Here is a 26,994-nt window from a genome sequence, read left to right as displayed (position 1 = left end):
GCCTTCGATCTCCGGCGAACCCGTCGCAGTCGGGACGGCCGCCGCACGCGTCCGTCTCGGCTGCGACGGCTGCTGCGGGAGAGGCAACCCCGGTGGCCGAAGGCGCGCAGCAGCCTTTGCCCTGCCAGGCGTCGCGGCCTTCCTTCACGGCGACCACCGCGATGACCAGGGCGGCGATCGGGTCGGCCCAGGACCAGCCGAGGGTGGCGTTGAGGATCAGGCCGACCAGGAGCACGGCGGAGAGGTAGGTGCACAGCAGGGTCTGCTTGGAGTCGGCGACCGCGCCGGCGGAGCCGAGTTCCCGTCCGGCCCGGCGCTGCGCCGCGGACAGGAACGGCATGATCGCGAGTGACAGCGCGGCGATCACGATGCCGGGGATCGAGCGGTCGGCCTCGGCGGCGCCGGTCAGGGTGCGCACCGCGTCCACGCCCACGTAGGCGGCGAGCGCGAAGAAGGAGAGCGCGACGATTCGCAGCGTCGTCTTCTCCCGCGCCTCGCGCACGGCGTGCTCGTGGGCGGAGAACTGCCAGGCGACCGCCGCAGCGGAGGAGACCTCGATGACCGAGTCCACGCCGAACCCGACCAGCGCGGTGGAGGAGGCCACCGTCCCGGCGGTGATCGCGACGACGGCCTCGACGACGTTGTAGGTGATGGTCGCCGCGACCAGCAACCGGATCCGGCGCGCCAATACGTCCCGGCGGGCCGGGCCGGGGCTCAGGGACGTCACGGTCATCCGCAGCAGCCCTTCGTCGCGGTGTCCGGGCAGGTCTTGTCCGCCGCGACGGCGAGCACCGCGGTGCGCAGATCGTCCAGAGCGTGGCCGAGGCGCTCGTCGGCGAGTTCGTAGCGGGAGCGCCGGCCGACGGGCACGGCGACGACCAGGCCGCAGTCGCGCAGGCAGGCCAGGTGATTCGACAACCGGGTTCGGGAGATGCCGAGCCGGTCGGCCAGGTCGGAGGGGTGGGCCGGGGCCTCGCGCAACGCGAGCAGCAGCCGGCAGCGGATCGGATCGGCGAGCGCGCGGCCGAAACGGGCCAGCACCTCGATGTCGGGGGCGACGGTCAGCACACCCTGACGGTACACGTATTTCTGAATTCAGGAAATGGTGGATCGAAGGTCGTCGCCACGCCTGGCTCGAACCGTCCTGCGCGGCGGCCTCGTTGCACGCGCCCGGTGGCCGATGCGGGGCGGGGCCGCGGTCGCTTGTGGTTGGCCACCTGCGGCCGCGCTACGCGGGGATCGAGCAGGCGATTTCTGCGGAGGTGGGTCTTTCGGAAGCGGTCGAAGCCTTCGTCGTGCCGCTTTGGGCTCGTGGTCCTCCGCTGGAACTCGTCCATCTCCGAGGGGACTTCGGGGCCTGACCGAATGCCGTGGCGGGCGTGGTCTCGGGCGGACGGGCGGACAGGCGGGCGGCCGGATCGCACGGGGCGTGCACGTGACCGGAGTTGGCCAGGGGAGTGGCCGGCAAGCTGGGGAGCATGGGTGTCGACGAAGTGGGCGCAGTCGCGGATGGCGAACTCGCTGCCTACCTGGCGGCGGAGCGCCGCGCAGGTGGCCCCGGTGCGCGGGAAGTCGGTGCCGTCGAGATGCGGCGGCGGCAACGACAGCGCGTGGTGGGCGGGCCGGCCGGGCCCGAGTTGGCCGAGGTGCGGGACCTTCTCGTGGCGGGTCCCGCGGTTACCGTGTCGCCGATTCCGGTTCGTCTGTACCGGCCCAGCCTCGATCCGCTTCCGCTGGTGGTCTTCCTGCACGGGGGAATGTGGACCATCGGCGGCCTGGAATCGCACGATCGGCTGTGCCGTCGGCTTGCCCTCGCCGCGCGGATCGCCGTACTGGCCGTCGACTATCGCCTCGCGCCCGAACACCCTTGGCCGGCCGGGCCCGACGATGCCGCCGCGGCCTTTCGCTGGGCCGCCGAGCACGCGCGTGAACTGTCGGGTGCGGCGGGGCCGCCGGCGGTGGCGGGGGACAGTTCGGGCGGGCATCTGGCGGCGTTGACCTGTCTGCGGATGCGCGCCGAGGGCGGCCCGTTGCCGGCGGCGCAGTTCCTCGCGTGCCCCAATACCGACCTGACGTTGTCCCGGCCGAGTACGCGCGACAAGGCCGCCGGCTGGGGCCTGACCACCGACGCCGTCGCGTGGGGCGTGGCCAACTTGCTGCCGGACGTGGCCCGTCGTGCCGATCCGACGGTCAGTCCGCTGTTCGCCGCCGACCTGTCGGGCCTGCCGCCGGCCGTGGTCGTCACCGCCGAACACGACCCGCTGCGCGACGAGGGCGACGAGTACGCCGCCCGCCTCGCCGCCGCCGGGGTCCGGGTCCGGCATCGCCGCGAGCCCGGGATGATCCACGGCTTCCTGTCCATGGACCGGGTGGCGCCGTCCGCCGCCGCGGCCGCCGACCGCTTCTTCGCCGACGTCGCCGACGTCCGGTACGACTGAATCCGACCGGGTCGGCGTCCGGCAGGTATCGAGGAACACCCCGATCGGGGTGACGGACCTGTGTTGTCGTCGGCCGGTTCGGGAGCAATGGTCGGATCGCTCTCGGACATCCGGGATCGCCCGGTATCACCGATGTGGTCGACATCGCGGAGTGTCGCGTGTCCCGAAAGGGGGTTGCCGGTCGGGGCTCTGGCATGCTGGGCGGCGTCCGAGTACCCGTGATGGGGAAGCCAACGGAGGTCCCAGATGAGCCCTGCCCGCAGATCGGCGGCAGTGCCCAGAGCCAAAGTCGTGGTCGTCATCAACCGCAAGGGTGGTGTCGGCAAGAGCACCATCGCGGTGAACCTGGCCGCCGTGCAGGGGCAGAACTTCACCCCCACCGGGCCGATCGCCCCGGACGCCGACGCACCCGTGGTCGCCTGCGGAATCGACCCACAGGGGTCGATGGAGGACTGGGCGGATCGGGTACCCGAGGAACTCCTGCCGTTCGACTACATGTCCACCAAGGGCAAGCCCGGCATGCTGGCCGAGTTGAAGGCCGACCCGGGGGTCGCGCGCATCGTCGTGGACAGCCCCGGCTTCATGGACACCGACCCCGAGGCCGAACTCGCCACCGACCCACTCGGGCACGGCGCGGCGGCGGACGCCCTGCGCGACATGCTCGAAGTGGCGGACCTGGCGGTGGTCCCGATCACGCCGGAGTTCATGAGCTGGTCGCCCAGCGAGTACACGATCGAGCGGGTGCTCAAGCCGCGCGGTATCCCGTACATCGCGGTGGTGAACCTGTGGGATCCGCGCGACGGGGAGACCGATCGGGCCCGGGTCGAGGCGTGGATAGACGAACGCGGCTACCCCCGGGCGCGGGAGCCGATTCGCAAGTACAAGATTCACGCTCATGCGGCGGAGGGCGGGCTCGTGGTCACCCAATACAAGGAGAGCGGTACGGCGTTGCGTGCCCGCGAGGACTTCTACAAGCTCGCCCTCGCGATCGAGCAGGCGATCTGATGGGCCGTCAACGTACGCCCAGGACGGCCGCCGAGCCGCGTCGGCTGCGGACCGCCGCCGATATGGCCAAGGAACTGCCGGCGCCGTTTCGGCCGCTGTCCGACAGTCCGGTACTGATCGACGACGAGCAGCGGCAACTGGCCGCGTGCGAGGCGGCGATCGAGACGTTGCGGGTCGCGTTCTGGGCGGCCGGCAAAGCGTTGCAGATCGTTCGGGACGCCCGGCTGTACCGCACCCGCTACGAGAGCTTCGAGGACTACTGCCTTGACCGCTGGGACATGCAGCGCCGGTACGCGGACCGGTTGATCCAGGCGTGGCCGATCGCGGAAGCGTTGAGTCCGATCGGACTCAGGGCCGTGAACGAGGCCCAGGTCCGCGAACTGGTGCCGCTCGCGGGTCGGTACGGGAACGAGGCCGCGGTGACGGTGTACCGCACGGTCGCCGAGGCGGAGTCCGTACCGCTGACGGCGGCGGTGCTGCGCGGTGCGGTGGCGGCGGTCGGCGAGGCGTTCTCGCCGGCGGCGGCGGTCGAGCAGGTGCGGAGCTATCTCGACTCGCTCGGCATCGAGCCGGAGGCCGAGGGTGATCGGGTGGTCGACTACACGGCCAAGGCCGCGGACACCATCCCGCGGCGTTGGCTGACCACGCTGGCTCGGCAGGACCGGGCAGCGGCGGTGGCCTACCTGGACGAACTCGAACGTCAGGTGGCTCGGGTGCGACGGGAACTTGCGGAGACGGATGGGGTGGTCGGGGGCGGTGCCGATTCCGGTGCCGGTGCCGGTGCCGGTTCTGGTTCCGGGGTGGATGTCGGGTCCGAATCGGGGGCGGGGTCGGGCGCGGTCCCGGGGGCCCGCTCGGATGCGGGTCGGGGCGTCGTGTCGGCGTAACGGGGGCGATGGCCGCCGGGGCGGGGCAGGCGGGGCGTTGCTTCGGGTGAGTCCAATTGGACTCGGCCGGGGCGCGGTTGCGGGCGGGGCGTGGGACGCGCGTCGTCGGGTCGCGGTGATCCGGGTCGCCCGGGCCCTCCTGCGTCTTCGCGGCCTGCGCGCCAGGCACGCATGTGCGTCGGCCGCGTCGGCTTGGCCCGTCCGCGCGTCGGTCGGGTGTGCCGGCAGGTCGGCGGCGCGTACGTACCTGCCCGTCGGCGCGAGCGGGTGCCGGTTGTTGCCGGTGCGGTGAAGGTGATGTCTGCGGCGCCTGATCGCATTGCCCCGGGTGATGCGATCGTTCGTCGCCCCCTCGCCCCTGTTCCGTCACATCTCCGGCTGCTTCGTATCCACGGCCGCATCGAAAGTTGACGATCGCACCACCGACCGAGCCCACCGGCACGTGCAGCACACGCAGCGGCGTGCAGCACGTGAAGACGGGTGCCGAAAGTGGACGCTCAGCCGCGAAGGTAGGTTCGCCCACCGAAGGACCGTCTGCATCGAACACACGGTCCCGTCCGAAGGATGGTCACTTCCGACCGTCGGAGGATCCTCCACCGGCGCTCGACCCCTCTTCCGCGACCCGAATCACCCATCGACACGAGCACTTCCCGAGTCGGACCCGTGCCTCCCGCGCGGGACGAAGGAGATGTCGTACACATGCTGGACCTCGCGCGCTGGGACTGGTCCCGGCACTGGCCCTATCTGGCCGGAGCCCTCGTCGTTCTCGCCTCGGCCGTCCTCGTCGAACGTGCCCGCCGCCGCGCGGTCGCCGAACGGGCCCGGGTCGCGGCCCTGCCCGAGGAGGCCCGCAAGGCACTCGAGAACGACCGGACCGCGACCAGGGACCGGCGCGGGCGGCGGGTCGAGGACCTGCTGACGGCGGCGGTCGCGGCCGCGGCGGCGGGTCTGTCGGCGGCCCAACTCGGCAAGTTCGGTCGGGACGTCATGGGCCTGCACGGGCCGTGGGCGTATCTGCCGTTCGTCGCACTGGACTTCGCCGCGGTGGTCTGCGCGCTACGGGCTCGCCGGCGGGCCGCGCGAGGCGCCGCGGCGGGCCTGTCGGGGGCTCTCGTGTGGGTGCTCGCGCTGCTGTCCGCCTCGATGTCGGCCAGTGAGGGGGCCAACGTCGGCGAGGCGTTCGCGCTGGGGATCTGGGCGCCGATCGCCGCCGTGTTGTGGGAGCTGGGTCTGGCCGAGGAGCGGCACGCGCGGACCGAACGGGCCGACCGTCGGGTCGGCTGGATCCGCTGGTTGCACCCGATCGAGCGGGTGCTCGTGCTGGCCGAACTCGCCGCCGACGAATACCTGGGCGCGGCGGACGCGACCGAACGTGTCCGCGAGCGCCGCGCGGCCCGCGCGCTGTACCGGCTGCGCCAGGCCACCGAGGCACGCGCCGTCGCCCGGGTCGACGGGACCGGTCGTTCGACCACACGGCCCAGGCGCGGCCTCGATCGCCGGTACCGCCGCGCCGAGGCATTCGCCCAACGCACGGCCGCGCGGGTACGCCTGGCCGACGCCGAGGTGGAGGCCGCCGTGCTCCCGCAACTACGCGTCCTGGTCGACGTCGGCCGGCTCGCCAACATGACCTGGCCCACCCCGGACGCCACCGCCCCGACCCACCACCGAGACGGCCGGCCGCACCCCGGCACGACGCCCCCCGAGGGCGGCACGCCACTGTCGACCCTGACCCGCCGTGTGGCCGGCGTCGCCGTCTCGACCCCCGCCGGCCCGGCGTCCACGACGCACGCTGCGACCGTCCCGGGCCCGCGTCACGCCGAGCACCTCGACCACCACCCGGCCCTCGGGATGCGCAACGCGGACGGCCCGACCCCGACTTCACCCGCCGCCGTGGGAGATCCGAGCCGCGCCCCGAGGCCACCCTCGCCCGCTTCGGACACCCCGGCCGCAGCCCCCGGCCGACCGGCGACCGAGTCCCCGACCCGAGTCGCGACGAGCCGCCCGGCAGCCACCGCACCGATGCCGACGACCAAACCCGCGCCCCGGATCCCCCACCCCCACCCGGCCGCCCCGCTCGCGCCGACCGGCTCCGCGACCCCGGGGGCGACAGGCACGATGGAGCACCCGGACGGGTCGAGCCACACGCCGCTGCCCGCTTCGTCGGGCAGCGGAGACGCGGACGGCCGGCACGGGGGTTCGCAGGCCGCGTCGTCGGAGGCCGACGTGCTGTACCCGGGCGGTCCCTCGGTTCGTGCGGCGGTGGATGTGGGGGAGTGGGACGGCGTGGAGCCGTTGGCTTCTTTGGACGGTGGAGACGGGGAGGGCCGGTACGCGGATGGCGCGTATCGGGGCCGGCAGGCTGTGTCGTTGGAGGCCGAGGTGTCGTACCCCGGCGCGTCCTCCGGGCTCGGGGCGCCGAACGGGCGCGCCGAGGTCGGGCGGTTGCCCGCCCTGGACGAAGGCGTGGCGGCGCCTCCGCCGGATGAGCCGAGCTTCCGAGCCGGCGAGCCGGAGGTGTCGTGGGACGGGGCGGCCGCGGTTCGCGGCATGGCGGCCGGCCTGCCGGGGCCTGCGGACCGCGACCCGGGCGCGGCGATGATCGCGACGGACACCGGAGCCCTCCGCGTCGGCAACGCGACCGGGTCGCCTGAGTCGCCGGAGCGCACGGCCGATCGCCGGACGGTTGCCGGGGGCGCCGTGGTCGCGCCTCGTGAGGCGGTGGCCGCGTCGTCGGGTGGCGGAGGTACCCGCCATGACGGCTCACGTGGCGCCGGTGGGCGTCGGCATGTCGCGGACCGGGCGGTGGCGGGTGCCACGAACCCGCCTCGTGACGTGCGCCCCGAGTCCTCCGGCCGAGCGGGCGCCCACCGCCAAACGACCGGCGCGTGGCCGGACGACGCGGACCCGGACCCCGACCCTGCGGCGCGTATCGCGGCATCGCATCCGGACCCCACTCGCGTCGACGCCCACCGCGCCCCCGATGCCCCGACCACCGCGCCGGATACCGAAGGACCGCTCCGCTCCCGTGCGGCGGCCACCGACCTGTCGCCCGTCGGGACCGACGACGGTCGCCCTGCCGATGCGGCACGGACGGGCGGGGTCGGCGCGTACCGGCAGGATGGGGCCGGGTCATGGGTGGACGGAGACCTGCACCAACCCCCGACCGCCGACGTGCGTTGGCAGGAGGACCCACACCACCCCGGGCCCGGCGCATCGCCGAACCCCACGCCCACCGACGCGGTGCCCAGGTACGCACCCAAGAGCATCGCGCCCCCCGGCCCGACCGGTCCGAACTCGGATCCGAGCAGCCGGCAAGCCCCGAAGCCGGACGCCACCCCGCGAGCATCGAACCGGCCGGTGGACTCCCCGTCGGGCGCGCAGTCGAACCGGCCGGTGGACCCACCATCGGACGCGCAGTCGGACCGGCCGGTGGACCCCCCGTCGGACGCGCAGTCGGACCGGCCCGTGGACCCGCCGAGCATCGACGTCGTCGCCGAAACCCCCCGCGCCGCCGCTCCGATCGACCACGACCACGACCACGACATCCCGAACCAGGGCCGCAGAGCGGACGGATCGGCGCTCACCAGCGCCGCGCGCCGCGACCACCGCGTCCTCGCCTTGGTCTCCCGCCTCGCGGCCGAAACCGACCTGACCGTCGAGGAGGTCCGCCACCGACTCGACGTCAGCGAGCGCACCGCCGAACGCCTTCTCCAACAAGCCCACGAGGAACTGACCGCCCGCCGCGCCCAAGCCGAAGACCCCGACCTGGCCGACGCCGGCCTCTGACCCACCACAACACACCCACCCACAGCACCGAGGCCGTCGCCCGACGCATCCCCACGGCCTTCCGGCGACATCACCGGAAGCCGTCCCGACCCCCCATCGGAGGTCATGACCGCATGCTCCCCGCGAAGCTGCTGTGGCGGGATCCACGCCCCATTCCACGCGGCAACTTTCAGGAGATCGTCGTTCAAGTCGTCCTGGACCCGGAGTTCCACGAACCGACAGAAGACGACGTCTGCCCGGCCTTCAGCTCCGTGTGCCTGGCCCACGACCGCCTGTACTCACCCGGAGGGTGCGGTGAAGGCCCCCACCTGGTCGCCCTGAACTGTGCCGCACACGGCTATGAAAACCTCGGTCCCCAGCCCCTGATGCATCGCTACCCCGCCGGATTCATGCCGCCACTCACGGCGGAACAATTCGCCGAGGTGGAACTCGACCTCTACCCCGAGGGCTGTCTCCCCCGCGTTCCTCCCGACATCCGGCAACATTCCACCTCACCCGGACCCGACTTCGCAGCCGCCAACGGCGCATCGCCTCGACCGTTCAAGCCCCGCCACCCACCCATGGCACCACCGTCACCGAGGAAGTAGGCGTTGCCCGCCGGCCCGAGCCCACAACCCGGCGAAGCCCCTCGACAATCGCCGCTCCCGCTAAGCCCGGCCCGCCCCTGCTCCGTGGCCCCGCCCGCCCCCCGCCAGCAGATGCCCATCGGCGCGCCGTGCCGATCCCCGATCGGGGCCGCTCATGGTGCACGGCGCCCACCCGCGTCCAGGGCGCTCGCGGTCGGTGGCCGACGGGGGTGGCCCGGTCGGTCGCGCGTCGCTTGGCCGAGCCGTGCCCCGAGCCGCGCCCGCCGATGCCTGAGCCGGCCGGCGCGACACCTCCGGCCGCGTGGGCGGCGATCCGTACCCGGACCCGGGATCGCGGCCCGAACGCGGTCCGTCTCGCCGCACCGATGTGACGTCGATGTGACGCCGAGCGCAGCGGCCGATGACCCTGGTTTCCCCATCGTGGCTATGGCACGATCCGTCACCTCTGGTCATGGGCGCCTGTTCGCGCGCCACACCGCTCTCGTGCGATGGAGTGAACGTATGTCGATAGCCCACGTGTCCGGTCGGTTCGACGGCAAGACCGCGGTGGTCACCGGGGCGGGTTCCGGGGTCGGTCGCGCGACCACGCTGCGCCTGGCAGCGGAGGGCGCGAACGTGCTCGCGCTGGACATCGCGGCGGCGGCGTTGGACGAAACCGCGGAGCTGGCCGCCGGGCTCGCGGGCAAGGTCGTGACCAGGATCACCGACGTGTCGGTCCGCGAGGAGTGCTTCGCGGCCGTCGCGGCGGCGGTGGCCGAGTTCGGCGGGCTGGACGTGCTGGGCAACGTGGCCGGCATCGCGCGGGCCGAGCACGTACTCGACGTCACCGAGGCGGACTACCGGCGGATGATGGGCGTCAACATCGACGGCTACTTCTTCATGTGCCAGGCCGCCATCCCGCACCTGCTGGAGCGTTCCGGCAACGTCGTCAACATCGCGTCCAACGCCGGGGTGATGGGCTTGGCGTACGGCGTCGTCTACACCATGAGCAAGGGTGCCGTGGTGCAGTTGACCCGGTCGCTGGCCTGGGAGTTCGCCAAGCAGCCGCTGCGCGTGAACGCGATCGCGCCGGGTGGCATCGACACCAACCTGGTCGCCAACTACCAGATGCCGGCGGACGTGGACTGGGACCTGGTCGGCCGGGCGATGACCCCGCGTCCGATGGCCCAGCCGGAGGACATCGCCGCGATGTTCTCCTACGTCGCCTCCGAGGAGGCCCGCAACGTGCACGGCGCCATCCTGCACAACGACAGCGGCCTGACCGCCGGCTGACCCACCGGCCACCACGACACGGCTCCGGTCCGCGCCCACCCACACCCGAGCCCGGACCGGAGCCCCACACCACCGGCAGACCCCGCACGAGCCGACGGGACATCCCAGTCCGCAGGGCTCCCGAACCGCTGCTCTTCCCCCGACCTGGACGCCCGCCGCCGGGACGCCGAGGAGCTCGGCGACACGCCTGGCAGCCCGCCGAGGCGGCACGCCTGCTTGGGGCCTTCCCAGATCGCGTCGAAGATCCGGTTGCTTGTCACCCGCGTCGGCATCGCGAAGTAGGCGCCTCGCAGGATCGCAGGGATGGACGAGTGCCACCACCGCTTGAATGGCGGCCTGGGTTTTTCCTTCACCGGTGGGCGCGATTACGGCGACGATGCCGGGGCCCTGCAGACCCCCGACGGTCGTCTCGACGGCACTCTGGATGGGAAACGGTGTCATCGCCGACCCGAACGGGAAGCCCGTGTCGCATGGCGGCTCGCAGGGTGCCCAGGCGAGTTTCTCGACCTTGGCCCGTTCCCGCTTTCGGGCCGTCCGGACGTATGAGGTGAGGTCGACGTCCGTGCCGGCGTGGTGTTTCGTCGGCAGGTCGGACGCGATCCAGTCGCTGACCGATGCGAGCCCCGCCAAGGTTGTGGCGATGTCGGGGCGCACACGGATATCGGACCAGCGGAGGGTGTCCGGGTCGGGGAGGTCCATCAAGTCGAACCGAACGTCGCCACGTACTCCCAAGGCAACGACGGGGAACGAAGGCCCCGTTCGATCACGCCCGGGACCGAACAGGGCCGCGCTCGGGGGTGCTCGAGGGAACACGCCAGGAATGCTCGGCCCGGTGGTACTTCGCGCCTCGCGGAAGGAGGATCCGAAGCGAAGCCACCGAGCGAACCGAACGTGCGGGGCCTCTTCGATCAGCTCAAGAGTGTCGCCCCCGTGTCCAGGGAATCTCTTTTCACGCAGAATGTGCGCAGTGGGCACGACCCGCACATGGGGTCGGACTCGCGGCAGTAGGAGCTTCCGATGAGTCGGATCGCGGCCATCCGCAACGGCGCCTGCTCGCCGGCTCCTATGATCTTCGAGAGGTCGACGCGTCCGTCGCTCAAGCGGTTCGTCCGGTCCGATGTCGAGCCGGTGACACGAGCGGCCACTCGTAAGGAGCCCTGGCCGACCAGGAGCAGGTCGTCGCCGGTCAGCAGCCGATAGAGGGATTGTTCACCGGGTCGCATGTCCAATGCGGTGGGGAGTTCCGCCTTGGTGATCGACCTCGGACGCTCCTGCTTGCGCGCCAGCAATTCCTCGATTCCCTGCCGGGCCCGTTCGCCGTTGACGACGGCCGATATGGCCACCAGGTCGCGTACGGTGAGCCGCTGTTTGCCCCGCAGGGACGCCAGTTGCCGACCGACGATCGCCGGAGCCGTTCGAGCGGTGGTCATCAATGCCGACAGGGCCGCCGCTGCCGGGATCAGGTCCGAGCCGGGCAGCACCGCCCAGTTCGGCCCGGTGGACTCGTGGACGGCCCATTCGGTCAACGCTTCGCGAACCCGGAGCCAGTAGGGACGCGCCTCCGGCTCGGACGGACTCGGGGATGCGCTCGTGTTCAGGGGCAGCAGGGCTTGGGCGGCCGCCTCGCCCAACAGCGGTGGAACGGCGTTGCCGATCTGCCGGAAGGCGTCGCTACGGTTGCCGGCGAAGCGGAAGCGGTCCGGGAAGGTCTGTACGCGCGCCGCTTCGCGAACGGTCAACGTCCGGAGCTGTTCGGGATGGATGTACCAGTATCCGTCCTTGGCGATGTGTGCCGTGATCGTGCGGCTGAGCTCGTCCCAGTCCAGTTTCTTGTACTTGTCCTTGAAGTGCTCGGAATCGTAGCGTCGCAGGTGCTCGGGAATGTCGCGGTACAACGACTTGGAGTTCATTCCCGCGAAGATCTCCCGGTCGTCGTCGCGGACCGGGCGCGTCATGTGGTCGTGGACGCGCCCGACGGGGGCCCCGGCCCGCATGCGGCGCGCGAACTCGGAGAGGTTCGCCTCGGTGCGGTAGGCGAACTCCCGTCGTCCGGTGTTTCCTTCGCGGAGAGGAGGTAGGTCCGCTATCGCGTCGCGAAGGGTAGTGCGGTCGTGGGGTTTGGGCCACGGGAAGGTTTCGGCATCGCGTCGTGCCAGCAGTATGAGCCGTTTGCGATGTTGCGGGACCCGGTAGTTCCACGCGTCCACCAGACGGACCTGGGTGTAGTACCCCGCGTCTTCGAGTTCCTGTTCGATGTTGCGGACGACGAAGAAGTCGTCGCCCAGCCCCATGTCGGGGACGTTCTCCATCAGGACGGCGCGGGGACGCACCCTGAGAATGACATCGAGGTAGGCACGCCAGAGTTCCTTGCGCAGATCAATGGCTTCGCGGACACCTTCCCGCACCAAACTGCGGATCTTGCTTCTTCCGGCACGACTGAACGGTTGGCATGGGGGGCCTCCGGCCACCAGATCGATCTCGGCGTGGCTCAGGAGTTCGACGAGTCGGTCGCGTTCGTCGGGGTTCCCCAGGTCGGTTCGCAGTGACAGGCCGGGGAAGTTGCCGGCGTGAGTCTCGCGGGCGCGCTCGTCGTAGTCGGCGGCGAGGGCGACCGTCCATCCGGCCTGCTCCAATCCCAGGCTCAGTCCGCCGGCCCCGGAGAACAGGTCGACGGCCAGCCGTTCGTGGGGGGATCGGCGTGCGAGCCATTCCGGGAAGTTGTCCGGTGTGCAGGCATCCGGGTGCGGAGCGAGTTTCAGATAGTCGCTGCGCTCGAGGCGCACCCCGTAAAACACGCTCCCCACCCTTCACCGATCTCCGACACCAGCCACGGCTCACACGCAAGGAACCCGGTATCCACCGAGTCCATAAGTCAAAGAGTGTTCGGAGAGTGGTCGCACCGCTTCCACGCGATCGCGGGAGCGCCCCGTGGCCGAAACGATCTCCGAAGCATGCAGTATCCCGCATCGGAGTTGTGCTCCGACACATGGTTCGGACATGGACATCACGCGTCTACCCCAGAAACGTCGGGGGAAGTTCCCAGTCCACAGCGCCCACGGCCTTCCAACATTCTTCTTTCTTGCACCATTCGGTGACATTTGCCCCCCCGGGCGGATGCGTCAGGACCGGGCGGATCGCGGCAAGGAGTCCGGGCAGCAGCGTAGCTATGTGCTCGGGCAGTGATTGCGACTTCCAGACGCGATCCAGGTCCACCGCACCACCCGCGCGGTCGACGAGGAGAGCGATCGCGTAGTTGGCGAGTTGGGCCAGGTATCCCTGGTGATCGTCGGCCGCGTTCAGGGTGCGGATCACCTTTCGCGATTCCTCGAAGAGGATCGACTTGGCAACCAGCTCCCTGAAATAGGCGGCCGAAGGCGGCGACGAATACGCGCTTACGACATCCGATGTCCAGATCTGGAAGCATTTCTGACCGCCGCGGCTCACGAGATGCGGATGCCGGAGGTACAACATCTCGTACTTCGCGACCTCCGTCTTGCCGAACCGCTGGGCCGAGGGGTGCTCCTGTCTGAACTGTCGCTTGCGGGCCTCCGTTCGCTGCTCGCTCAACGCGACCTGGTACTGCCCGCGAACGCGTTCGTAGTACCAGCGAGTCTGCCGCGTGCTCCCGCCGACTGCCGGCGCCCACAGGGCACGCGACAATCTTTCCAACTCCACGTGAAAGGGGCTGTTCGCCTCGAAGTCGGCTTCGCGGATGACGTTCTGCGAGTTCGCGTACTTGGAGATCTTCGGCACGAACTCGTCCAAGGCATCGGCCTGCCGAACGATGGTGAACTTCGCAGGTACTCGGACGTCGGTCAGGTCGGCTCGATCGCGCAGCGACGTGTGGTGCAGGGACGCGGTGGTCTGGCCGCCATTGACGATCTGGAGGTCCACGATACGGGAGAGCATGATCTGGCCGTCGGGCCCCTCCTCCAGCCCGACGTCGGTCGCGGTGGCGGAGATTCCGTTGTTGTAGGCCAGAAATCGCCCCGGGGCCTCCCGAACGGTCTGGCTGATGGCCTTGTTGACCTTGCCGCGCGCCTGCAGATAGGCACGGACGTTGCGTTGGAGCAGCTTGCCGCCATAGGTGTCGTACAGGTCCGCCAGCAGTTGGCCGGGCAGCACCGCCAGCAGGCAGTGATACTCGCCTCCTCGCAGCGCGGGCAGACACGGCACGGGGCCTCCGAAATTCGCCAGCTCGATGACGATCTGTTCCTGTTGGCGGCCGGACGTGGCGAGACGGAACAAACGTGCGATGTCCCAGAGTTCGTAGCTGGTCGGCAGGCCGGCAACCGTCTTCGCGTCGACGTGGGCCAGCGTGGTCCGGCCGTCGGTGAGGAGGAAGATCCGCATGCGTGCGAGGCTCGGCCATGCCTTGCGGATGGTGTCCGCCATGTCGAATGCGGGACTGGTGTCCTCCAGCTCGGCGAGAGTGCCGGCGGCGCACTCCTCGGCGAAGGCCTCGACGGCGCTGAATGCCGCCTGGACGTCCCTGCGGGCCAAGGCCGCCGCCCCAAGGTCGGAGCGCACGATAAACAGGTCCAGCGAGGTTCCCTGGTCGCTGATCTCGTAGCCGTGGACCTCCAGCGTGCGGCGGCGTACCTGCTTGCGCAGATAGCACGGTGTGACGTCCTCGACCACACCGTCGTTGACGAGGTAGTCGCAGACCACTTCCAGGAAGGCGTTGCGTCGGCGTTCCGCGGACTCTTCGGGAACGCGATCGACCACGGCGGCTTCCAGGGACCGCGCGAAACTCTCCCACTCCGGTTCAGCCACGGGAACCCTCCCGGCTCGGAGGCGGCGCGAGGATGTTGCCCATGGCGGGCTCGCCGACCAACGCGTGCGCGCAGGTCGACAGGTCAATCGAGTAGGACACGTTCAATACTCCGTGCGGAAGGTCGGTCGGGGCGAGCACAGGAAAATCGTCACCCACGCGATAGCAGTACCGGCGGGACAGGCGGTACCGATCGCGTTTGTACCGCTCGCTGTGCGCATCCATCCATCCGGCCTGAAGAAGCAGGTTGTCCAACAAGAGACGATCCGCGCCCAGCAATGGATGCGCCCTCACCTCCTCGACGAGGGCACCCAGGGTCACGCCGACGTCGTCACGGGAGAGCACCTGATATACGAGGGCCAGCTCCCGTAGACCGAAGCGGTCCAACTGGTCGGCACCGTTGATCGTGCAGCGCAGCGTGTTCACCGAGACGGACTTGACCTCGAGCGCCCAGTCGTCGGCCCTGAAGTCCTGGGCGGCACCCGAGGGCCCCGTCCACGCGTGTGTGGCCGCAGGCCCCCGAAGGGGGAGCACGACATCGCGCAGGACGAGCAACTCCCCGAGCAGCCCGATCGACTCCTCACGGCCGAGACCGTCCCGGGGCGCTCGTCCCAGCATTGCCTGCCACGCCGTGAGCCTGGTGACCAAGGCGGTCGCGGCCCGGTACGGGGCCCATCGCAGATGGTCCAGGAGATCGGCGAGCAGGACACAGAACATGTGTCGATCGGTGGTCGGCTGCGCAACGATCTCGAGGCTGCCGTCGCGACAACGGCACGTCAGTCCAGCGGCCAGGACCAGTTCCCGGTCGCCCAGATTCTCGGTGCTCGAGACGAGCAAGGCCCATTCCCCGTTGGGGAAACGGACCTCGACGAAGATGTCCAGGGTGTGCTCGGGCAGGAGACGGCGCCGTGTGCCGCCCGCACCCCGGAGCTCTCCCGCCTGAGCCGCCTCGAACATCGCCGTCAGTGTCGCAGCGGTCAATCCGCCCATCGGTCGTCCCCCTGGGGGTCCTCGTCCTCGAGCGTCAACATCGTCACCAACTCGCGCAGATACGTCTCGGTCACCCTGTAGGACAGCGGCCTCGCCGTCGGCGACGAGGGGAAGGACACGGCGTAGCCCACGAGGGGGAGGCCCTCGGGGACGCCCGTGACACAACCGGTCGTCTCGATGGGATAGATCAACAACAAGCCCTCGGCAGGATCTCGCCGTCGTCGCAACTCGCGACCGCTGGGGCGAGTCTCCCTCGACGGGCTCCGACGAGGGGGCAGACGCCCCTCATCCGACGTGGACGATGCGTTGGTCATCCGGCGGGCGTCGTCGTATTGATCCCGCGTCAGCCCGATCGCCTCGTGCACGGGGCTCACTAGAACCCCGACCTCGAAGTCGAGGCCGGCCTCGACCACGCCCCCCACCGGCTTGCGTCGCACCTGCCGGATGGACTCGCCCGCGATCTCCAGACGTTGCTTCGAGCTTCCGCCGGTGATCGCCACGGTCCACCGCACCAGTTCCCCATGAGCATTCTGGCTGTGGATGTAATCGATGAGGTTCCTCGGATTCGCCTGGGAGACCCGTCCCGGGCACGCGAAGCCGTCCAGAAAGTCGATCACCGCCCGGGCCGGGACGTTTCGACGCATGAATCCTTGGCCGGTGTCGGGCGGCCGGAGTTCCGGAGGGACGACCGCGCAGGGCGTCATCGCATCGATCAGCGCATCCAGGCGAGCCTTGTTGCCACGCAGCGCATCGGGACGCGTGAGCATGTGCAGGGTCTCCGCCCGCCGCTCCGCGAAGGTGAGCCAGATGCTCCTCGTATTGCGCATCTTGGCCGCCGCGGTCACCTGGAGGTGTTCGTGACCGTCACGGATGCGCAGCCCGACGTCGCGCGGCCTGCTGCCCGTTTCGGCCAACACCGAGATAAGGTCCATGAGTTCGCGGTTGGCCCGAGTGACGTGGACGTACGACTTCACCAGCTCCGGAGTGGTGTAGAGGCGTGTTACGTCCAGGTATCCCGGTCGGTATCCGAACCAGCGCCCCATCTGCAACAGCGTGTCGTACGTGCGAGAGGCTCGCAGGTAGTACGAGACGCTGAGGCCTTCCAACGTCAGGCCCCGGGACAGTTTGTCCCCGCCCACGGCGACCACGGTGGCCGGGGCACTCGACTCGTACTCCAGGACGTCCGATGCCTGGCCGTTGACCGCCTTGACACCCTCCGCGGCGTCGGACAGCACCTCCTGAACGTGCGCCTCGACCCGGTCGTAGGCGATCGCGGGGCCGATGACGCTGCCCAAGTGCCCGTGTGTGGCGGTCAGTTCCTCGCGCGTCGACAGGAAATCCCGCTCCCATAAGGACCGAAGGCGCGCCCGTAACCGCGCTCCCGCCTCGCCGCGGTCGGGCCACATCTCGTCCATTTCGCGCAGTCGTTCGCTGAGTTGCCGAACGACCGCCGTCTGGACATCCGTGAAGCGTGTCACGTGGACGAGCATGGTGGCGTGGCCCCGTCGTGCCGTTCCGATTTCCGCGCGGGCGCGTCGCGCCGCAGTCGAGAGCACGAACGCGTCCAACGCTTCGTCGAGCGAGGCGGGCAGTGACCTCGGAGGGACCCATCCCTTCGCGTGTCCTTCGGGTATCCATCCCTCGTGATCGGTCACCGGGCGGTGCACCGGAAGCGGGTGGGTCTCGAACGCCGCGTCCTCCGGCACCAGACCGAACACCACCTCGGGTCCGGTGTAGTTCGAGGGCGGTTTCAGCGCGACCATGAAGCTCTCGGGGAACAGGTCCTCGCCGTGGGTGGGATGGTCCGTCTCGGGAGATATGAAGATGTTGGCGAACGGAGTCGCGCTGTAGGCGACGTAGGTGCGCTTCTCGAACAACCCCAAGAGTTTGCGTATGGCCTGGTTGATCCGCGTCGGATCGTGCTCGGGGTCGCTCTGTGCGCGCTTGTACCGGGGCCGTTTCGTGTCGACCGAGGCGTAGTCGGCCTCGTCGTCGATCACCAGCACGGGAAGGTCCGACAAACGTCCGTCCGGTGTTCCCTTGGCGAAATCGCCCAGCCACTTGGCCAGGTTGTCGAGGATCCTCGCGTTCTTCTTGACGACCGCCAACAGGCGCACCTGACGCAGGTCCACCGGCGTACTGCGGAACACCGCGGACTGGAAGTCCTTGTCCCGAGAGGTGATGGACAGGCACAGAGGTGGACTCTTCATGTCCAGCGTTCCCACGCCGATGTACTTGGACTCGGCCGTCCGCTGGCGGGTCACGCTCGTGTTGAACCCGAGAAACTCCGCGTCCAGGCGAGCCTGGGTTTGATGCCGCAGGCTCTCGTGTGCGCCGGTCATCACGATGACGGCCCGGTAACCGGCGTCGACCGCCTTGCAGATCAACCCCGTGTAGTTCGCCGTCTTCCCGGACTGCACCTGACCGTACACAAGCCCCTTGCTGCGCCATTCCCCCGGCCGCATCGGGTCCTCCATGAGGCCCAGAACGGTGTCGGTCGCCTCGTCCAACGCCTCCACCGCCGGGGGCTTCCAGCCCGATTCGTGGGAGAGCCACGTCTTGTAGCGTTCCCAGTACGCCCACTCCACGTCGTATCTGCGCTGATTGAGCCAGGCATCGTGGTCCTGTGGATCCAACAACGAGATCTCGCGTGGCACCCACACGTCGAATCGGGATTCGAGCTCACGAGCGATCTGTTCCGGCGAGACCTCCGTTTTCAGGGTCGACATCATCACCTGAACCTGACCGGCGATCTCCCGGATCCGCTCCTGTGTTCGATCACGGGGGGCGACCTTCAACAACATGCTCTCGGCGAATTGGAGTGCCAGGCTTGCGGGTTCCGAGGTCATGGGGGTCACCGTCCGTTCGCCGGGTCGTGCGCGGCGATCTGTGCCAACAAGGTCGGGAATCGGTTGAACGGCTCGGAGTCGGCAAGGACGCCCAGGACGGCCTGCTTCATGTCCGGTTCGGATGGGAGGGCCGCAAGCATGGACTTCAAGTCCTCTCGAGCCTGATCCTCGGTGACCCCCTCGAGCGATGCCTGGGGAACGCGACTCATGTCGGCCTGTGCCTCCAACGCGATGTATCCGATGGGTAGCGAAGCCTCGACGAGCCTCAGGATGGCCTCCAAAGTGCCCGCGTTCGGCGACTGCAGCGCGGCCGCCGTCAAGGGGTGTCTGCGATTGATGGTGTAATGCACCCGGCCATCCGGACGGCGCACCTGTTGCCACACGACGGCGACCTCGGTTGCCTCGGAAGCCGTGGAGGAGCCGGGTTGCCGTCGACGAAACACCCGGCGTGAGGCCTCGCGCGTGTGTTCGGCCAAGGCGGAGAGGCGGTTCTCCAGCTCGGCGGGAGGGTGGACGCGCGACTTTCTCACGTCTACCTGCCAACGGGCGTCCGCGGATGGGGAGATGTCGATGGCGATCCGCGCCAGGCGCGTCGTGGGTGTCTGCGTCAGATCCCGCAGCCCCAGCCATCCGCCTGCGGAGACCATGCGGTCGCCGCGGTACACGTAGAAGCCCTGCTGGGCGTTCCAGCCGCGCGGACCACTGCCCGTCGCCAGTTCCGACTCGGTCAGTTTCGCGGGGTGCGGGAGAACATAGGGCGTGACCCGCACCACCTCGCCGGCGCCGCTCAAGAGTTCGGGGCCGGCGTCCTGGGTGGCCATGAAATCCCGCATGAAGGGATCCCAGGCCACACTTTCGCGCCGGCCGTACGAAATGCGGAGGCGTCCCGACTCCAGGAAGCGGTGGAACCACATCTCCAGTCGCGCCCTGGTCCGTCCGAGACGCCTCGCCAGGACCGGGCCGTCGCCGGCGCGGTCCAACCGGCGCCAGAGAACCATCGTCCCGGTCCCGGCGAAACCGATCTCTTCGGCAATGCGAACGGCCTGCTCGTCCGCAACCGTCAGGACGCACCAATCCCCGGTGTCACGGACGAGATCCATATCCCAGGAACGCACCGCGGTCGTACCGCCGCAGGTTCGGCTCATGACCGTCAGGTGCCTGCACTGGGAAAGCGAGGCCGTCTTCAGCCCCAGACCGAAACGTCCGAGGTCGCGCTCATCGCGAGGCCGGTCCGGGCCGAGCCCGCCGAAGCGAACGGCCTCGTGCAATCGACTCTCGGTCATGCCGCAACCGTCGTCCACCATCGCGACCCAGGCGGCGCCGGGATCTGAGGAGAACTCCACCCGCACTTCCCGCGCGCCCGCCGCGATGCTGTTGTCGACCAGATCGGCGAGGGCGGTCGACATGTCGTAACCGAACGCCCGTAACGACTCCATCAGGGCGGACGGGTGCGGCGGTAACGCTTGACGCCCATCCGTGCCCGGCACTTCCCCCCGATCCCCACCCAGTGCTCCGACGGCACCACGCGCGCCACTACCGCGTATGCGAACGTCGGTCATGGAACTGTCCCCGGGGTAGTCAACTGGTTGCGCGCGAAAAACGCCATACCGTAGACGACTTACACCCTGCCGACAGGCCGGTACGTCCGATTCGGGAGCGCCCGGCGACCGAGTCGGCCCCTCGCACACCCCGGAGGCATCCATCGGCTTCCGTGATCGGCGAGAACGACCGGGGCCTTCCGAGACCGGCCGCCTTCGCCGATCACCGATGGGCGCTGATTGAACTCGACCGTCCGCAGCCAGGATCTGCCGCACAGCGTCGACGAACAGGGAACCTTCGAGAAGGGCGTCAACCCGTCAAGGGACGCCTCGGGAAACTCTCCGCGGCAGGTCTCGTCGACCACATCTTGGCCGACGCATAGCAAGGTGCCCGGGTGATGCTCATGGAGTGCCGCCGCAGCGGGTCGTGCGGCAGGTCGGTCGAGCGGGCGATCCCGAAAGGCGGCCGGGGCCTGTGGAGTCGCCCGCACAGACGTCCGTATCCCCGCCTGCGCTCTTCCCGCGACCCGGCCCGCCGCGCCGGATTGCTCCGTGGACCGCGTGGACCGTTCGGAGTTGTGATCACGTGGTTGGGAAAGGGTTGGACGTGGTGATGTCGTGGCTTGTAGCTTGCACTCGGCCGTGACCCCGCCCGAGGAGGTGAGACCCATGAACGCTGTAGCGAAATGGGTGCTCCCCCCTGCCGTCACGGTTGGGCGATCGATGTAGGTGTCGCCGGGAGCGCCTTGCCAACAAGGCACTCCCGAAAGGCAACATCCATGAACTCTCCGAAGTTCACCCCCGAGCCGGCGTCGAACGACCCGGTCGAGCGAGACTTCAGTGTGGGCGACGTCCCCGGACTCCGGGCGCCGGCTGCCGGCGCCGATCGTGCGCCCCTCGTGTTCGACGTGATCATCGCCGGGTGCGGGCCGACCGGCGCGATGCTGGCCGCCGAACTGCGGCTGCATGGCGTGCGGGTACTCGTTCTGGAGAAGGAAACCGAACCGGTTTCCTTTGTTCGCGTGGTCGGTCTGCATATTCGCAGTATCGAGCTGATGGCAATGCGCGGACTGCTGGATCGCATTCTCGAACACGGAAGACGGCGGCCGGCCGGCGGATTTTTCGCCGCCATCAACAAACCCGCGCCCAAGAATCTGGATTCCGCGCACGCCTATCTGCTGGGCATTCCCCAGCCGGTCATCGTCGAGCTGCTCGAAGGACATGCGATCGCACTGGGTGCGCAGGTCCGGCGTGGTTGTGCGGTGGTCGATTTCGCGCAGGACGAGGAGGGTGTGACCGTCGAGTCGGCCGACGGTGAACGATTGCGTTCGCGCTATCTCGTCGGTTGCGACGGCGGACGCAGTACGGTGCGCAAATTGCTCGGCGTCGGGTTCCCCGGCGAGCCTTCGCGGACCGAGACGCTGATGGGCGAGATGGAAGTGGGGGCACCGCCGGAGGAGATCGCCGCCAAGGTGGCCGAAATCGGCGAGACCGAAAAGCGGTTCTGGCTCAGGCCGTTCGGCGGCGGGGCATACAGCGTCGTCGTCCCCGTCGCGGGAGGCGCGGGAGGCGCGGAAGTCGGCGAGCGCGCGGAACCGCCGACCCTGGAGGATTTCAAGCAACAGCTTCGCGCCATCGCCGGAACCGATTTCGGCGTGCACTCCCCGCGCTGGTTGTCCCGCTTCGGGGATGCCACCCGGCTGGCCGAGCGTTATCGGGTCGGGCGGGTGTTGCTGGCCGGCGACTCGGCGCACATCCATCCACCCACCGGCGGGCAGGGCCTCAATCTGGGTGTTCAGGACGCATTCAACCTCGGCTGGAAACTGGCCGCACAGATCCGCGGCTGGGCGCCGGAAACGCTGTTGGACAGCTACCAGGCCGAACGTCGTCCGGTCGCCGAAGAGGTGCTGGACAATACCCGCGCCCAGATGGAACTGCACTCCACCGAACCGGGCGCGCAGGCCGTACGCAGACTGCTCACCGAATTGATGGACTTCGACGAGGTGAACCGCCATCTGATCGAGAAGATCACCGCGATCGGCATCCGCTACGACTTCGGCGCGGGCCCCGACCTGCTCGGCCGCCGACTGCGCGACATCGACGTGAAGCAGGGCCGGCTCTACGATCTGCTGCGACGCGGCCGCGGCCTGCTGCTGGACCGCACCGAACACCTGACCGTCGGCGGCTGGTCGGACCGGGTCGACCACCTCGCGGATCCCACCGCGGGACTGGATGTGCCGTGCGTCCTGCTACGTCCCGACGGCCACGTCGCCTGGATCGGCGACGATCAGCAGGACTTGGACGACCATCTCTCCCGCTGGTTCGGCAGGCCCGCCGTCTGATTTCGCCCGAGCGACCGGGTTTCGCCCGAGCGAGCGAATAGGCCGTGAGAAGGATCGAACGGCCGTAGCGACCGACCATCGCAAGACCGGAGGCGGCATCAGCCGTGGTGCTCCGATGCCGGGGTCGACCCGTGAGGAGGTTCGTCCTCCGAGTGACGACGGGAAGACCGGAAGACGGCGGAAGGGCACCACGGGTGGGTCGGCACAGGCGGCCGTACGGTTCGTGCAACGGCCACCTGCGCCGACCATGGCCGACGGCCCCCGCTCCCGGCCCCAGGCCCCCCGACTGCCCATCGCCTGCGCGGACGCCGCAGCGCTCGCGGGCCACGCGGACCCGCGCGAGCAAAATCACCGGCCTCCCGCCCGCCGGCCCGGATGGAGCTAGGGTCGAGCAGATGACCCATGAGTACCTTCCGCCCGAGCAGTGGTACGCGCAACTGCCCGCCCTCTACGCCGCCGCCTCCGCCCTGATCACCGATGCCGAGGGGCGCGTGCTCCTGGTCAATCCCAACTACCGGGACTACTGGAACCTGCCCGGCGGCTTCGTCGACCGCAACGAGCCACCGCACGTGGCGTGCGCGCGCGAACTGCGCGAGGAACTCGGACTCGACCTCCCCGTCGGCGAGTTGCTGGTGATCGACTGGGTGCCCGAACTCGACCCGAGGCCGCGGCCGTTGACCGGCTGGATGTTCGACGGCGGCACCCTCACTCCCGAGCAGATCGCCGCGATCCGGATCCAGGAGGAGGAACTCGACGAGTACGCGTTCGTCACCCTCGACCGAGCCGCCGAACTGCTCCCGAGCACCGTGGCCCCGCGCGTCCCGGCCGCGATCGAGGCCCGCGCCCTCGGCCGCACCGTCTACCTGCCGAGGCCCGACCCGACCGGACGCTGAGGACGCCGACCCGAGCCGAAGCGCCGAACCCGGCCCCGGCCGGTGCCGATCTTCGCGCGTATATTCGACGCCTGTTTCGCGTTTCGCATTCCTGGCGAACGCCGTCGACCGCCTGTCCGGAGGCACCGTGCACTTCCGTTCCACCGCCCCGAGCGATCTGCCTCGCGTGCTCGCGTGCGAGGTCCGGGAACCGATCGGTTCGATCTCCGCCGACCGCTACCTGGCCGAAGCCGCGGACGGGATGTACCGCCCGGAGTGGACCTGGATCGCCGAGCGGGACGATCGGGTCCTGGCCCGGGCGTTGTGGTGGGGGCCGACCGACAGCGCGCATCCCGCCGCGCTGGACTGCCTGTACGTCGATCCGACCGTCGCCGACCGGGCCTCGGTCGGCGCCGAGCTGATCGCCGCGAGCCTGCGGGCGTTCGCGGCGGCCGGGGCCGAGCGGCCGCCGCTGTACAACGTGACGCTGACCGAGGGGTGGCGCGCGGATGCCGCCGTCTCCGCCGCGCTCGCCTGGCGCCGCGAGGCCGCGCTCGCGGCCGGTCTGAGCCACGAGGTCGAGCGGTTGCGTTTCGAGTGGTCGCCGGACCTGGGCGTGCCGATCGGGTCCGGCCGACTCACCTTCACCGAGGCCGACGACGCCGCGTTCCTGGCCGTGTTCGGGCGGATCGCCGAGGGCAGCCTGGACGCGGAGACCCGCCGGGGGCTGGCCGCCTACGGCCCGGAAGCTGCCGCCCGCAAGGAGATGGACTTCTACCTCGACTGCCCGGGCGAGCGCGACTGGTGGCGCCTCGCCCACACCGCCGACGGCACCCTGGTCGGCCTGGCCATCCCGTCCGCGACGCCGTACCACCCCAACGTCGGATACCTGGGCGTCGTCCCGGAGTTGCGCGGCCGAGGCTACGTCGCCGACCTGCTCGCCGAGATCACCCGCCTGCACGCCGACCGGGGCGCCGAGGTGATCACCGCGACCACCGACATGACGAACGCCCCGATGGCCGCCGCCTTCCGCCGGGCCGGCTACCGCACCACCCAGGTACGGATGATCTTCTCCGCCCCCGAGTAGCCGGCCGCCTCCCGAGCAGCCACGCGTTCCCGAGCGGCTACCCGTTCCCGAGCAGCCACCCGTCTCCGAGCGGCTACCGGTTTCCGAGCAGCTACCGCTGCCCGAACAGCCCCGCCCCCGAAGTCCGGTCGGACGTCCGCCGATTCGCCCCCGGCGGACGCTGGCCCGGTCCGGCGCGGTTCCCCCAACTACACCAACTCCCGCCCCGGCGCCACCATTTGGCCATTCCGGTCACATCGCCACCCGCTTCCCCGGTACGTTTCCGGCGATGCACCGACGAATCGCGATCCGTGATTCGCGGCCGTCTCGATTCGGGTGGGGGCCCGAGTGCCGTACGGGGCGGGGATTGACGTGCCCTGGTGGAGACGGCCCGGTGTGGTCCAACTCCAGGGAGGGGATCCCGATGTCGCTCCATCACGCACCGCCCGGCCGCAGGCGCCGCGGTTTCTTGGCCGAGCCCCCTGATTCGCACCACCCGCGACCCGCCACCGGGCAGCGCCGCAACGCCCGCCGTCCCTTATCCGCCACGTTGCCCCGCCGCCCGATCGCGCTGCTCGCGACCGTCACGCTGATCGCCGCCGGCCTCGTGGCCGGAATGGTCGGCCGAGCCACGCCCGCCGCCGCGGCCCGTCCCGGCGTCTCCGCGTACGTGGCCAACTCCGGCTCGAACACGGTCTCCGTGATCGACACCGCGAACAACACGACGACGGCCACCATCCCGGTGGGCCGGGGCCCGTACGGGCTCGCCGCCAACCACGCCGGCACCCGGGTCTACGTGGCCGACTTCGACGACGCCGGCATCTCGGTGATCGACACCGCCACCGACACCGTCATCGGCACGATCGGCACCGGCGGCAAGCCGTTCGCGATGGCCGTCGACCCGACCGACCGCCGCCTCTGGGTCGCGCAGGGCAATGCCGTACTCGTGGTCGACACCGTGACCAACACGGTCGCGGCCACGATCCCGGTCGGTACCAACCCGATCGCGGTCCTGGTCGCCCCCGACGGCGCCCACGTGTACGCGGTCAACAACGCCGGCCGCAATGTCTCCGTGATCGACCCGGCCACCGCCACCGTCGGCGCGACCATCACGCTCCCCGGTTCGCCCGACGGGGCCGCGCTCAGCCCCGACGGGACACACCTGTACGCCGTCGACGACCAGTCCGGCCTGTGGACCCTCGACCTGACCGCCGGCGGCGCGCTCACCGCGACCGTCCCGATCACCGACGCCAGCAACGTCGCGGTGAACGCGGCCGGCACCAGGGCCTACGTCTCCGCCTTCCCGGCGGCCGTCAAGGTCGTCGACCTGACCACGAACACGGTGACCGACACCGTGCCGGTGGGCAGTTACCCGGCCAACCTCACGCTGCACGTCGCGGGCGGCTTCGTCTACACCACCAACGCCGTGTCCGGCGACGTGTCGGTGATCGACACGGCGTCCGCCGCGGTGGTGGCCACCGTCCCGGTCGGGAGCACCCCGTACGGCATCGTCGTGGTCGGTGTCCCGCAACCACGCACCGTCACCTCGGTCGCCCCGAACTTCGGCCCCACGGCCGGCGGCACCTCGGTGACCGTCACCGGTACCCACTTCACCGGCAGCACCGCCGTCGCGTTCGGCGCGACCCCGGCCGCATCCTTCACCGTCGTCAACGACACGACCATCACCGCCACCGCGCCGCCCGGCGCACCCGGCACCGTCGACGTCACCGTGACCGGGCCCGGCGGTACGAGCCCGACCTCGGCCGCCGACCGATACACCTACACGGCCGTGCCCGCGGTCACCTCGATCAGCCCGAACTCCGGTCCCGAGGCGGGCGGTACGGTGGTCACCGTCACCGGCAGCAACCTCGCGGGCGCCACCGGCGTCACCTTCGGTCCGGGCCGGCCCGCGACCTCGTTCGCGTGCACCGCGACCTCGTGCACGGTGACCGCGCCGCCGGGGCCGGGGGCCGGCCAGGTGGACGTGCGGGTGAGCACCGCCGGCGGGACCAGCGCGAGCGTTCCGGCCGATCGGTACACCTATGTCGCGAGCACGGCCGATGTGGCGGTCGCGCTCCAGGCAACCGGCGTGCCGTCGTTGTTCGACGCGCACATCGACTACACGATCACCGTCACCAATCGCGGGCCGGACGCACTCGGTTCGGCGACCGTCAGCGCGCCGCTGCCGGTGCCGATGCTCGCGACCTCACCCGACTGCGCGGTGGCCGACCGCACGGTGACCTGCACGGTGGGCCCGCTGGCCAAGGGCGCGGCGACCACCCGCCACTTCACGGCCCCGGTGGCCCTGCTCAGCCTGGGCCTCGCCTACGAGGTCACCGCGACCCGCACCGCGAGCACGCCCGACGACCCCAACCCGGCCAACAACGGCTCCTCGGCCTCCTGCACCGTGATCACGTCCCTGATCATCCTCTGCTCGTGAACCCCGGGCGGGCCGGCGGGTCGAGTCGCGGCCGGTGAACTCCCGGGCCGCTCCCGGGCCTTCCGGAGGCCGTTCCCGACGGCCGACCAACACACCTGCGGCGGGCCGGACAAACGGCCCGCCCCGGCTACGCCGAACGCGTACGCGC

At 70.1% G+C, this 26,994-nt stretch carries 16 protein-coding genes; 9 read left to right on the top strand and 7 right to left on the bottom strand.

What is annotated here, in order from left to right; translation table 11 throughout:
- Together ACFXMF_RS33675 and ACFXMF_RS33670 are read right to left on the bottom strand one after the other, a co-directional pair.
- The coding region (locus ACFXMF_RS33675; RefSeq protein ID WP_380020944.1) for a cation transporter at window positions 1-733 on the bottom strand (733 nt) is incomplete at its 3' end.
- Complete coding sequence (locus ACFXMF_RS33670) at window positions 730-1,068, bottom strand: metalloregulator ArsR/SmtB family transcription factor (protein ID WP_360322740.1); 339 nt, start codon at window positions 1,066-1,068, stop codon at window positions 730-732. The genes ACFXMF_RS33675 and ACFXMF_RS33670, both read right to left, overlap by 4 nt.
- Before the next feature lie 410 nt (window positions 1,069-1,478).
- Between ACFXMF_RS33670 and ACFXMF_RS33665 the strand changes: the two genes are divergently transcribed.
- From ACFXMF_RS33665 to ACFXMF_RS33645, 5 genes are all read left to right on the top strand, one after another.
- Window positions 1,479-2,438, top strand: coding sequence for an alpha/beta hydrolase (locus ACFXMF_RS33665; protein ID WP_379991185.1), 960 nt, complete (start codon window positions 1,479-1,481; stop codon window positions 2,436-2,438).
- A 246-nt stretch (window positions 2,439-2,684) separates the two neighbouring features.
- On the top strand, window positions 2,685-3,443 hold the full coding sequence (locus tag ACFXMF_RS33660; RefSeq protein ID WP_380017675.1) for a ParA family protein: 759 nt from the start codon (window positions 2,685-2,687) through the stop codon (window positions 3,441-3,443).
- Window positions 3,443-4,330 (top strand): hypothetical protein, encoded by an 888-nt coding sequence (locus ACFXMF_RS33655; protein WP_379991189.1) that lies wholly within the window; start codon window positions 3,443-3,445, stop codon window positions 4,328-4,330. The genes ACFXMF_RS33660 and ACFXMF_RS33655 overlap by 1 nt, the downstream gene beginning before the upstream one ends.
- A gap of 699 nt (window positions 4,331-5,029) precedes the next feature.
- Complete coding sequence (locus ACFXMF_RS33650; RefSeq protein WP_380020942.1) at window positions 5,030-8,116, top strand: hypothetical protein; 3,087 nt, start codon at window positions 5,030-5,032, stop codon at window positions 8,114-8,116.
- Window positions 8,117-9,204: 1,088 nt separating this feature from the next.
- Complete coding sequence (locus ACFXMF_RS33645; protein ID WP_360322731.1) at window positions 9,205-9,975, top strand: SDR family oxidoreductase; 771 nt, start codon at window positions 9,205-9,207, stop codon at window positions 9,973-9,975.
- Window positions 9,976-10,883: 908 nt separating this feature from the next.
- Here ACFXMF_RS33645 and ACFXMF_RS33640 read toward each other — a convergent pair.
- The 5 genes from ACFXMF_RS33640 to ACFXMF_RS33620 form a co-directional block, all read right to left on the bottom strand.
- Complete coding sequence (locus ACFXMF_RS33640; protein WP_360322727.1) at window positions 10,884-12,770, bottom strand: DNA cytosine methyltransferase; 1,887 nt, start codon at window positions 12,768-12,770, stop codon at window positions 10,884-10,886.
- Window positions 12,771-12,987: 217 nt separating this feature from the next.
- A complete protein-coding gene (locus tag ACFXMF_RS33635) occupies window positions 12,988-14,751 on the bottom strand; it encodes an AIPR family protein (RefSeq protein WP_360322725.1) in 1,764 nt (587 codons plus the stop codon).
- Window positions 14,744-15,739: a PD-(D/E)XK motif protein gene (locus ACFXMF_RS33630; protein WP_379990998.1), complete on the bottom strand. Its 996-nt coding sequence runs from the start codon at window positions 15,737-15,739 to the stop codon at window positions 14,744-14,746. The genes ACFXMF_RS33635 and ACFXMF_RS33630 overlap by 8 nt, the downstream gene beginning before the upstream one ends.
- The gene (locus ACFXMF_RS33625) at window positions 15,727-18,588 is read right to left on the bottom strand and encodes a Z1 domain-containing protein (RefSeq protein WP_360322721.1); all 2,862 of its coding nucleotides are present in this window, start codon (window positions 18,586-18,588) and stop codon (window positions 15,727-15,729) included. The genes ACFXMF_RS33630 and ACFXMF_RS33625 overlap by 13 nt, the downstream gene beginning before the upstream one ends.
- Before the next feature lie 5 nt (window positions 18,589-18,593).
- Window positions 18,594-19,994 carry an ATP-binding protein gene (locus ACFXMF_RS33620; protein WP_360322719.1) on the bottom strand — a complete coding sequence of 467 codons (1,401 nt, stop codon included), beginning with the start codon at window positions 19,992-19,994 and terminating at the stop codon, window positions 18,594-18,596.
- A 911-nt stretch (window positions 19,995-20,905) separates the two neighbouring features.
- Here ACFXMF_RS33620 and rox point away from each other — a divergent pair.
- The 4 genes from rox (at window position 20,906) to ACFXMF_RS33600 (ending at window position 26,846) form a co-directional block, all read left to right on the top strand.
- Window positions 20,906-22,468 carry a rifampin monooxygenase gene (rox, locus tag ACFXMF_RS33615; protein ID WP_379990999.1) on the top strand — a complete coding sequence of 521 codons (1,563 nt, stop codon included), beginning with the start codon at window positions 20,906-20,908 and terminating at the stop codon, window positions 22,466-22,468.
- A 395-nt stretch (window positions 22,469-22,863) separates the two neighbouring features.
- Window positions 22,864-23,361: an NUDIX hydrolase gene (locus ACFXMF_RS33610; protein ID WP_360322717.1), complete on the top strand. Its 498-nt coding sequence runs from the start codon at window positions 22,864-22,866 to the stop codon at window positions 23,359-23,361.
- A gap of 127 nt (window positions 23,362-23,488) precedes the next feature.
- Entirely contained in the window at window positions 23,489-24,427 is a 939-nt protein-coding gene (locus tag ACFXMF_RS33605; protein ID WP_380017673.1) for a GNAT family N-acetyltransferase, read from the top strand.
- A gap of 403 nt (window positions 24,428-24,830) precedes the next feature.
- On the top strand, window positions 24,831-26,846 hold the full coding sequence (locus ACFXMF_RS33600; protein WP_360322713.1) for an IPT/TIG domain-containing protein: 2,016 nt from the start codon (window positions 24,831-24,833) through the stop codon (window positions 26,844-26,846).
- Window positions 26,847-26,994 lie beyond the last annotated feature (148 nt).

The organism is Embleya sp. NPDC059213, assembly GCF_042754445.1.
Taxonomy (GTDB): Bacteria; Actinomycetota; Actinomycetes; order Streptomycetales; family Streptomycetaceae; genus Embleya.
The sequence above is the reverse complement of the archived record's forward strand: the minus strand, read 5'-3'. Positions and strand labels throughout refer to the sequence as shown.